The 9,429-nt window shown below is 71.3% G+C and carries 9 protein-coding genes and 1 pseudogene; all 10 read right to left on the reverse strand.

From position 1 onward, the window contains the following. Nucleotides 1–378, reverse strand: a 378-nt coding sequence (locus ACWEQL_RS38345; RefSeq protein ID WP_452155553.1) for an IS3 family transposase, incomplete at its 3' end; no start/stop codon positions are given. Next, a complete protein-coding gene (locus tag ACWEQL_RS38350; protein ID WP_452155555.1) occupies nucleotides 375–671 on the reverse strand; it encodes a transposase in 297 nt (98 codons plus the stop codon). The genes ACWEQL_RS38345 and ACWEQL_RS38350, both read right to left, overlap by 4 nt. A 317-nt stretch (nucleotides 672–988) precedes the next feature. After that, nucleotides 989–1,705, reverse strand: coding sequence for a flavodoxin family protein (locus ACWEQL_RS38355; protein WP_452155557.1), 717 nt, complete (start codon nucleotides 1,703–1,705; stop codon nucleotides 989–991). Next, nucleotides 1,632–2,492 carry a recombination directionality factor gene (locus ACWEQL_RS38360; RefSeq protein ID WP_452155559.1) on the reverse strand — a complete coding sequence of 287 codons (861 nt, stop codon included), beginning with the start codon at nucleotides 2,490–2,492 and terminating at the stop codon, nucleotides 1,632–1,634. The genes ACWEQL_RS38355 and ACWEQL_RS38360 overlap by 74 nt, the downstream gene beginning before the upstream one ends. Before the next feature lie 117 nt (nucleotides 2,493–2,609). Beyond that, entirely contained in the window at nucleotides 2,610–3,941 is a 1,332-nt protein-coding gene (locus tag ACWEQL_RS38365) for a recombinase family protein (RefSeq protein WP_452155561.1), read from the reverse strand. Nucleotide 3,942: 1 nt separating this feature from the next. Continuing rightward, complete coding sequence (locus tag ACWEQL_RS38370; RefSeq protein WP_452155563.1) at nucleotides 3,943–4,125, reverse strand: recombinase family protein; 183 nt, start codon at nucleotides 4,123–4,125, stop codon at nucleotides 3,943–3,945. A gap of 106 nt (nucleotides 4,126–4,231) precedes the next feature. After that, nucleotides 4,232–4,522: pseudogene (locus ACWEQL_RS38375) on the reverse strand (flavodoxin family protein); the annotation flags it as partial. 166 nt (nucleotides 4,523–4,688) lie between these two features. Further along, complete coding sequence (gene galE, locus ACWEQL_RS38380) at nucleotides 4,689–5,717, reverse strand: UDP-glucose 4-epimerase GalE (protein WP_452155565.1); 1,029 nt, start codon at nucleotides 5,715–5,717, stop codon at nucleotides 4,689–4,691. Nucleotides 5,718–5,823: 106 nt separating this feature from the next. Then, entirely contained in the window at nucleotides 5,824–6,549 is a 726-nt protein-coding gene (locus tag ACWEQL_RS38385; protein WP_452155567.1) for a hypothetical protein, read from the reverse strand. 109 nt (nucleotides 6,550–6,658) lie between these two features. Next, nucleotides 6,659–8,968 carry an RICIN domain-containing protein gene (locus tag ACWEQL_RS38390; protein ID WP_452155569.1) on the reverse strand — a complete coding sequence of 770 codons (2,310 nt, stop codon included), beginning with the start codon at nucleotides 8,966–8,968 and terminating at the stop codon, nucleotides 6,659–6,661. Nucleotides 8,969–9,429: the final 461 nt, after the last annotated feature.

Here is a 9,429-nt window from a genome sequence, read left to right on the forward strand (position 1 = left end):
CGCGAAGTCACGCCCGACCAGGTCCGGCGCCGGCGGCACGCTCCGGTCCGCGACCGTCGTGCGGACCGCGCGCCGCAGGTGCCGGCCGACGATCCCGCGCTCGCGCATCAGCCGGGCGACCCGCTTGTGGTTCACCACACCGTGCCGCTCCCGCAGTTCACGGGTGATCCTCGGGACGCCGTAGGCGCCGTTCGACTCGCTGTGGATCACCTCGATCCGAGCGCCCAGGTCCTCGTCGGCGGACCGGCGCTCGGCCCGGGCGGCCGCCGCGGCGATCCACCGGTAGAAACCGGATGCCGACACGTCCAGGACCCGGCACAGCCGCTGCACCCCGTACAGGTCACGGTGGTCGGAGATGAACCGCCAGCGGCCGGTCATCGGCCCATCTCCTTGGCAAAATACTGGGCTGCCTTCCGCAGGATCTCCTTCTCCAGCTCCAGCTCACGGACCTGCTTGCGCAGCCGGCGCAGTTCCTCGCGCTCGGCCGAGGTCAACGGGCCCTCACCGTTCGTGCCCGACGACGACTCGGCCCGCGATCGTGCGACCCACTGGCGCAGCGACTCCGGGTTGACACCCAGCTCGCGTGCCACCGACGGGATGCGCCGCCCGCTGGACTCCACCAGCGCGACCGCGTCCCGCTTGCACTCTCCCGAGTACCTCGCAGTACCCATGAGGACATCCTCTCCACGGATCCGAAGATCCGCTTCTCAGAAGTGTCCACGGTTCGGGGTAAAGCCCAACCCGTACCGTAACCGGAGTCGTGGACGAACCTGCCCGAGGGGAAGGACGAGCCCGCGACCGGCCCCGTAGTGGAGCCGTCGCGGTCATGAGATGAGTCTCTGGCCGTGGGCGCTCTTCGCGGAAGTAGGGTCACTTCAGCACAGGCCCGTCGCGCGTCGCCACGGAGTCGGGAGGTGCTGGTTACAGGGTGCCGCGGGTAGCCGCCACTCTCCTGGCCGCTGGCGCTTGTTTCAACGCGGCCGGCGATTCAGCGGTGTTCGGGGTTCTCGAAGTCGAAGCGGCAGCCGGCGTCCCACTCGGAGCGCTGGTTGCCGTGGGCGGGGATGCCGCCGGCGTCCTTGAGCATGCGGGCCAGGTGGAGCTGGTTCCAGGTCATGAAGGTGGCGTTGCGGTTGGTGAAGTCGTTCTCCGGGCCACCCGAGCCCTCGTCCAGGTACGACGGCCCCGGGCCCGCCTCGCCGACCCACCCGGCGTCGGCCTGCGGCGGGATCACGTAGCCCAGGTGCTGCAGGCTGTAGAGCACGTTCATGGAGCAGTGCTTCGCACCGTCCTCGTTCCCGGTGATCAGACAGCCACCGACCCGACCGTAGTAGGCGTACTGGCCCTGGGAGTTGAGGATCGACGAGCAGGCGTACAACCGCTCGATGACCTTCTTCATGACTGAAGAGTTATCTCCCAACCACACAGGACCGGCTAACGTGAGGATGTCCGCGCTCATCACCTTCGAGTAGATGACCGGCCACTCGTCGGTCTCCCAGCCGTGCTCCGTCATGTCCGGCCACACACCGGTCGCGATGTCGATGTCCACCGCGCGCAGGACCTCCACCTCAACGCCCTGCCGTTCCATGATCCCGGTGCTGACGTCGATCAGGCCTTGCGTGTGGCTCCGCTCAGGGGAGCGCTTGAGCGTGCAGTTGATCACCAAGGCACGCAGGTCCCTGTAGGACGTCGGCGGTTCCGACATGAATGCATCTCCTTCGTGCGGGGCCGCGCGCAGCGGTGTCCGGCGCCGGTTCTCGCAGCCGCTCTGCTGCCGTCCCCTCCACTCCAGCAGATCCCGGGCGCCTCCGCCCGGCACGTTCGGCCACCTGCTTGATGCGCCGGCCATCGCTACATCCGGGCACCACAGTGATCGATCGGTAGGTGACCTCACGGCCGTCAGGCAGGAGCAGCCTGACGGGCTCGACCTTCAACTGGCACTCGAATCGATTGCCGGGCTGGCGTAGGGCGACTTCCACCATTGGCGCGACGGTTTGAGCGAGGTCCCACGAGGAGGAAGTGAAGGCGAAGCGGCCGACGCTGGGCGCATCGGAGAGCCGGAATTCGATCCTGATGTCGGGCTTAGGGCCGACGCCCGCCTTGGCCGCCGCCCGCCTCGCGGTCCAGGTGGGTCCGCACCCACACGGCAGAGCAGCTCGGATCGAAGGTTGGAGGAAGCGGTGGCCGTCACAGACGTGGTCGGAACCTCGCGCACCTCGCCTCACCAGTCGAACGGAGAAAGGCTCCGGGGCGTCCGGGAGGATCGACAAGGCGGTCCTGTCGGTGACCACCCGGTATGCCGCGCTGTCCACGTCCGCCTGCGCTCGGCTGAGGCCGCCGAGCGACGAGGCGATCGTCTCCGCGAGATCCTGCTCCGGGACTGTGAAGCACCACGTGTGGTCCGCACTGACACGTCCGGCCACACCGCCGCTCCGAGCATGGAGGCTTGAACCCTCGGCGCCGCTGACGAGCATCGTCGGAACGGATGACATCGGACCCACCCTTGGTTGCTGACGAGAGGTCCGAGTGTCCGGGCCAGGCCCGATTTGGTTCGGCTGCGGAATCCAGGTAGCGGCCCGCCACCTGCAGGTCGCGGGCCGCTGGACGGATCAGGCCGCCTGGCCGAAGTCGCCCTGATAGGGCGGTGCGAGCCACGGGTCGGGCTGGTCGAGCCAGTGGATCTCCACCCGGCCGGGTCCGTCGAAGAGGTTATAGCCGCGACGGCCCTTCATCACCACCACTCGGCGGATCACCAGCCGGAGCAGTTCGCGGCGCAGCGGGAGATCCGCCTGGTCCCAGGCCTTCCGGATCCGGGCGTCCTCCATGAGGAAGCTGACATCCAGGCGTTTCGGCGTCGCAGCGGTCACGCGCTTCTTCGCGTTCTCCAGCGCTGTCCGCGCCTCCATCTGGAGCCGCGGCAGATGCGTGTCGAACGGCGGGTCGAAGAGGCCCGATGCCTGCTGCTCCGCCAGGCGCTGGATCCCGGCTTCCGCCGACTTCAGCGCGGCGATGGCGTCTGCGAGTTCCTCCACGTTCTCCGGGTGTTGCAGCCCGGCCCAGCGCTCGGCGGCGATCAGGAGCAGCGGATCGTCCGGCGTGGCCGCGTTCATCCGGGAGAACCAGGCCTCGGTGACGTACCCCTCAATACACTGACAGTCCACCGAAACGGGAGACGGGCAGTGGTCGCCCTGGACCGCCCGCCAGCACCGGTAGTTGTGCGAGTCCGCCGATGCGCCCCCGCGGCAACCGCGGCACTTCACCGCGTCCGTGAGGAGTTTCGTCACCGTCCCCTTGCGGGCCGCCTGTTCGGGTGTCGTGAAGGCGTACCCGGCCGTCACCTGGCGGGCCCGGGTCAGGAGGTCATGCGGAATCGGCTCGACTCCTTCCGCGAAGACCCCGACGCGGTTGCCCTCGCCGTCCCGGTACGCCTGGAACCGTCCCTGCGTGGACGCGTGCCGGCGAGGGGCGACCTGCCAGCCCTCGTACACGGGGTTGCGCAGGATGCGGCAGATCGCGTTCGCCTGCCACCGTCCCCCGACGGGGCCCGGTACCGGGTTCGGCCCGGAGTTGAGCGCCTTCGCGACGGTTCGCTGTGAGAACCCGTCCGCGACGCAGCTCACGATGTGCATCACGATGCGCCACTCGTCGGGGACGTGATGGAGCTTCCTCGCCCCGTCCGCGCGCAGGCCGTAGGGGGCCATCTGCGTCCACTGGCCGCGGGCCCGCTTCGCCCCCTTGGTGGTCTTGATGTTGTACGAGAGCCGCACGGAGCGCTCACGTGCCTGCTCCGCCCGGTCGATGATCCGGCGCCGGGCGCGTTCGCTCGAGCTGTCGAGCCTGTCGTAGTCGAAGATGACCCGGGCCTTGCCGAGGATCGGGCCGATGTCGTCGATGCCCTTGCGGGTGAAGCGGTCCAGGAACGCGCACCAGAGCGCCGGCACCTCACCGGCCAGAAATCGCGGCGAGCGCCCTGTCGAACTCGGGCCGCTCGATGTCGCTCCAGGCGGACAGATTGTCCACCCAGACGTGGCGGACGCGGTAGCCCTCACGGGCGGCCCAGGCCCGGCCGCTGTCCTCCTGGGCCTGGATGGAGGTCAGATCTCGGGGGTCCTCATGACGAACCACACGCGATTTGCGCAGGTAGAGGTCGACGTACGGGAGGTCGGACATCACTCGGCTTCCGTTCGGGGCGGGCCATCATGGCACGCGATCGCGGCTGACAGAGTGTTCCACCGACCCAGACCGGGCCGGCCAGGGTGAGGATGTCGGCGGCCATCACCTGCGAGTAGATGACCGGCCACTCGTCGGTCTCCCAGCCGTGCTCCGTCATATCGGGCCAGACGCCGGTGGCGATGTCGATGTCGACCGCGCGGATGACGTCGACCTGGACGCCCTGGCGTTCCATGATGCCGGTCGAGATGTCGATCAGGCCCTGGGTGTGGCTGCGCTCGGGTGAACGCTTGAGGGTGCAGTTGATCACCAGGGCACGCAGGCCGGCGTAGGACGCGGGTGGCTCCGACATCGGGGGCTCCTTCGGGGCGGCGCGGGGGCTCGTCGGCAGTGAGTCCACCAGGTCGTACGGCGTGGTGGGGGTGCCGCTGGGCCGGTTGCCCCGGATTGGGGCCCGTTCCGGTGTACGGGGCCGTCCGCTCCCGGGGCCGCGCGGTGGGGCGGCCCCGGGGCGGGGGTCAGGCGGAGGTCGGGGTGGTGGCGAGGTGGGTGGACCACTTGGCGCGCCAGGCGAGGGCGGAGGTGACGCCCTCGGTGATGGTGCGGCGCGGGGTCCAGTGGAGGAGGGTGCGGGCGGTGTCGACGGTGGTGTAGCAGCCGATGACGTCGCCGGGGCGGGGGCCGGCCTCGCGGACGTCGAGCTTGGCGCCGACGGCCTCCTCGAAGGCGGCGATGAGTTCGCGGACGGTGGTGCCCTCGCCGGTGCCGACGTTGATGACGCGGTAGCGGTCGTCGGCGCCGGGGGCGACGACCTCGTCGAAGCGGGTGAGGGCGGCGACGTGGGCGTCGGCGAGGTCCTGGACGTGGATGTAGTCGCGGATGCCGGAGCCGTCGCGGGTCGCCCAGTCGACGCCGGTGACGGTGAACGGAGTGCCGTTGGCGTGGGACTCGATCAGCTTGCCGAGGGCGTGGGTGGGGTTGAGGTCCTGCAGGCCGGTGCGCAGCCGGGGGTCGGCGCCGATGGGGTTGAAGTAGCGCAGCGTGATGACCCGGAGGCCGTCGGCGCCGGAGCCGCGGGTCCAGTCCTGGAGGACCTGCTCCATCATCTGCTTGGTGCGCGCGTACGGGCTGTTGGCGTCGACCGGGCAGGTCTCGTCGACCCGGGCGTCCGGGGTGGGCGCGTAGATGGAGCCGGAGCTGCTGAACACGACGCGGGTGCAGCCGTTGCGCTGGAGGGACTCCAGGAGGTCGACGGTCTTGCCGACGTTCTCCCGGTAGTAGTGGAGCGGGCGGGCGACCGAGTCCGGTACGACGATCTTGGCGGCGCAGTGCAGGACCGCGTCGATGTCCGGGTGTTCGGCGAAGACCCGGTCGAGGAGGCCGGCGTCGGCGATGTCGCCCTGGTAGAAGATCCTGCCCTCGACGAACTCGGCCCGTCCCTTGGAGAGGTCGTCGAGGACGACCGGCGTGACGTCGCGGTCGAGCAGCGCCGAGGCGACGGTGCTGCCGATGTAGCCGGCGCCGCCGGTGATCAGGACCTTCTGCATGCGGTTGCTCCCTCGCGTCGTCCGGACGTGCCGTGGTGACGTCCGGTGAGGGAGGGGACGGTGGTTCGGGCGCGACGGTTCCACCGGGCGGGACGGAACCCGCCGGTCAGCGGGTTCCGGTGCCCGTTCCGCCGCGGTTGCGGCGCCGGAGTGCGAAGCCGATCGCGACCAGGACGACGGCCGCGGCCGCGGTGGCGACGGCGGCCCAGGTGGCGATGGAGTCGGTGTCCTCGGTGTTCGCGACGGCCCTGGCCGAAGGGGTGCCGGTGGGCGCCGGGGCGGTGGGCACGGTCGGGCCGATCGGCGTCGTACCGGTCGTGCCGGTGGTACCGGTGGCGCCCGTGGTACCGGTGGTCCCGGACGTACCCGTCGAGCCGGTCGCCGTGGGCCTGGGCACGGACGTGCCCGGGCCGGGGGGCGTCGGCAGCGTCGGGTCGGAGATCACCGCCTGGGGGATGTCGAGTTCCCGCTCGCCGTGGCCGAGGGAGGGGAAGGCGCAGTCGACGGTGACCTTCCAGTGGCCCGCGGGCAGGGTCTCGCGGGTGGTGTACGTCCCGGGACGGCCCGGTACGGGGACCAGCCGCCAGGGGCCGGCGCTGCGCCCGTCCGCGGAGCTGGCGCTGAGGGTGCCGGCGAACTCCTCGGTGACCGGGTCGTGGTCGTTCTCCCAGGTGGCGACGGCGCTGACGTGGCCGTTGTCCTGGCCGGGGATCTCCAGGTGGATGGTGTCGCCGTGGGCGGCGGCGGGTGTGGCGGTGCCGGCGAGCGCGATGACCGCGGCGACGGCGGCGGTGGCCAGGGCGCTCGGGAGGTTCAGCGGACGGATGCGCATGGGCGGGGCTCCTCGGGTGCTGCGGAGCCCCCGGGCACGGCCACCGCGATGGGTGGCCGTGCCCGGGGGCCGGTGTGTTACAGGGTGCTACGGGGTTCGCGGGGCCGCGTCAGGAGGTCTTCTGCAGCGCCCACGACTGGTAGGCCTGGCCGTTCGGCTTCTGCAGCTCCAGCAGCCAACCGCCGTAGTACCAACGGTTGCTGACGCCGAGGACGAGGGAAGAGCCCTCGGCGGCACTGATGGTGTAGCTGCCGCCCGCGGCCGTCAGCTTCCACTTCTGGGCACCCGCGTCGGAGCACGGCTGCTGCGCCAGGTACTGGCCGGCGACCGCGTTGCCGCCCAGCTGGAGGCACTTGTTGGAGCGGACCGACTTGATCCGGACGGTGCCCGAACCGGAGTCCTCGAAGCTCCACTTCTGGTTGGCGTAGCCGGTGCGCTGGTAGGCGATGGCCACGGTGCCGTCGCTGAGCGAGCTGCCCCACAGGTCGGCCGCCTGGCCGGTCAGGCCGTTCACCATCACGTAGCGGCCGGTGGGCTGCGGCATGCCGCCGTCGGCGGCGGTGCGGAAGGTCACGGCCTTGCCGGGCTTGGAGACGGCGCCCTGGGCGTCCCGGACGGCGATGGCCACGGTGTACGAGGTGCCGGGCGCGAGACGGACCACGCTGACCACGGTGGACTTGACGGTGCCGATGGTCTGGCCGCCCAGCACGACGTCGTAGCCGGTGGCGCCGGGGACGGCCTTCCAGCTCAGCATCACGGAGTTCTGCGTCACCTGGCTCGCCGCCACGTCAGGACCGGTGGTGCCGGGGCCCGCGGTGGGGGTCGGAGTCGGGGTGGTGCCGCCGGTCGGCGACGGGGTCGGGGTGGGGGTGGTGCCGCCGGTCGGCGTCGGCGACGGCGAGGGGGTCTTGGTCGGCGACGCGGTCGGGGTCGGGGTCGGCGTCGGGTTGGGGTTCGGGCCGGTGCCGCCGCCCGCGATCAGGAAGCGGTTGTTGGCGACGTTCCAGTGCGTGGCGAGGTAGCTGCCCGGCTGCGGCGAGGTGCTGTAGTAGTCGTCGTGCCGGCAGTCGAGGCGCATGTCGCTGGCGTTGTCCGGGCAGACGGTGCGCATCTTCGGGTAGTACGGCGTGTCCGAGTAGCACATGATGTCCCACTCGTCGACGCAGTGGCCGCCCTTGCTGGAGTTGGGGGCGTTGTTGCTCACCGCGCCCAGGTTGTGGCCGAGTTCGTGGGCGGCGGTGTGGCCGCCCCAGCAACCGGAGTCCGTACGGCCGTACGAGGGGCCGAAGTTGCTCATGTTGTCCTGGCCCGGACGCTCGTCACCGGCGAAGGTGCCGATGCCGCAGTAGACCTTCGCGTCCGCGAAGATCATGTACTTGCGGTCCTTGCGGTTGAACCCCTGGGCCGCGAGGGCGCGGTTGGTGGCGTTGAAGTCCTGCATCTCGCTCGCCGAGATCTGGACCTTCAGCACCGAGGCGGTGCAGTCGGACTCGGTGACGTAGCGGACGTGCCGCACGCCGCCGGTCTCCTGGGCGCTCGCGTTGTAGATGACGTCGACGTCCGCGGCCCACTTCTTGAACGAGGCCGCGTACTGCGCGAAGCGGTCGTTGCCGGGGGTGCTGACGTACACCACCTGGACGCGGTTGCCGGTGTTGCCGTCACCCTCGCAGACCACGGTGGACCCGGCGGCCGGGCCGGCCGGGGTGCTGCCGCCACCGGCGGCCGGGGTGTCCGAACCGCCGAGCAGCGCCTTCTGGCCGGCGTCGAGCACCGGGGAGGAGCCCTTCAGCAGGTCGGCGGCGGACGGCGCCTGCGCGTCCGAACCCGGGGTCAGGCTGGGCTCCTTGGCGGCCGCGGCGGCCACCGGCGGGACGTCCTTGCGGATGTCCACCTCGCTCGGCGGCGAGTCCGGGCCGTGGCTGCACAGCTGGCCGCTGGAGGCCGGCTGGCCGCTGCCGGTCGGCTGACCGGTGATCGCGCCACCGGCGACCTCCAGCGCACCGGCGCAGCGGTCGCTCGTGGGCAGCGTCAGACCCGCGTAGACCAGGCCGCGTTCGGGCTGGTCCTTGGGTATCTCCTTGATCGGCTCGGCCTTCTTCTCCCGCTGGGGAGCCGGGGCCTGGGTCGCGCCCTCGGCCGTACCGGTCTCGCCGAGGTCACCGGCCTCGAGGTCGGCCGTGCCCGCCTCCGCCCGGTCGGCCGACCCCGCCACCGCGGAGCCGCGCCGTGCGTCCGAGTCCAGGGCGGTCTGGACGCCGAGCGCCCCCGCCACCAGCCCGGCCACCACGGCCACGGCGATCAGCCCGGTACGACGCCCGGACCGGCGACGTCGCCGGCTTCCGGCACGCCGGCCGCCCGGCTCGCCGGGTATGCCGTCCATCCGCTCCGCATCGCCTCGATCGGCGTTCCTGCGTCCCATCGCGTTCCTCTCAGAGTGCGACGGCCCGGTCGCCTCCCGGGCACCGCCGTCCGGGGGAACGGTGGGCGGTGCCGCGGGTGGCCGTTGGGCCTTCCGACACCAGGGAGACCGGGGACAGGTGTTCGGGATAACAGAAACTCTTTCGAAGTTTTTTCGGAGAGGGTTCGACGGGTGCGGGGCGGGTAGGGATGAAGGCCTTTTCCGGAGGGGCTCCTGACGGAGAGTGGTGGGCGAACGGCCCGCGCGGCGGCAGGGCGTGCGGGAGGTCGGGGTGGACGCGGGGTCCGCGTGAGGTCGGGGTGCGGTCGGCGTGCGCAGGACGTCCGGATCGGGGTGGGGTTCGCGTGAGATCGGGGTGGGTTCCCGGGGCACCGGGGTCGCGTGGGGTCGGGGCGGGTTCCCGGGGCACCAGGGTCGCGTGAGGCCCCGGGGGTGGCCACCTCGGACGGGCGCGGCGGTCC

This window comes from Kitasatospora sp. NPDC004240, from assembly GCF_053603215.1.

Coding starts and splice junctions, on each gene's coding strand:
- galE (WP_452155565.1), bottom strand. CDS start 5,717: ATGCAGAAGGTCCTGATCACCGGCGGCGCCGGCTACATCGGCAGCACC.
- ACWEQL_RS38355 (WP_452155557.1), bottom strand. CDS start 1,705: ATGTCGGAACCGCCGACGTCCTACAGGGACCTGCGTGCCTTGGTGATC.
- ACWEQL_RS38360 (WP_452155559.1), bottom strand. CDS start 2,492: ATGTCATCCGTTCCGACGATGCTCGTCAGCGGCGCCGAGGGTTCAAGC.
- ACWEQL_RS38390 (WP_452155569.1), bottom strand. CDS start 8,968: ATGGGACGCAGGAACGCCGATCGAGGCGATGCGGAGCGGATGGACGGC.
- ACWEQL_RS38350 (WP_452155555.1), bottom strand. CDS start 671: ATGGGTACTGCGAGGTACTCGGGAGAGTGCAAGCGGGACGCGGTCGCG.
- ACWEQL_RS38385 (WP_452155567.1), bottom strand. CDS start 6,549: ATGCGCATCCGTCCGCTGAACCTCCCGAGCGCCCTGGCCACCGCCGCC.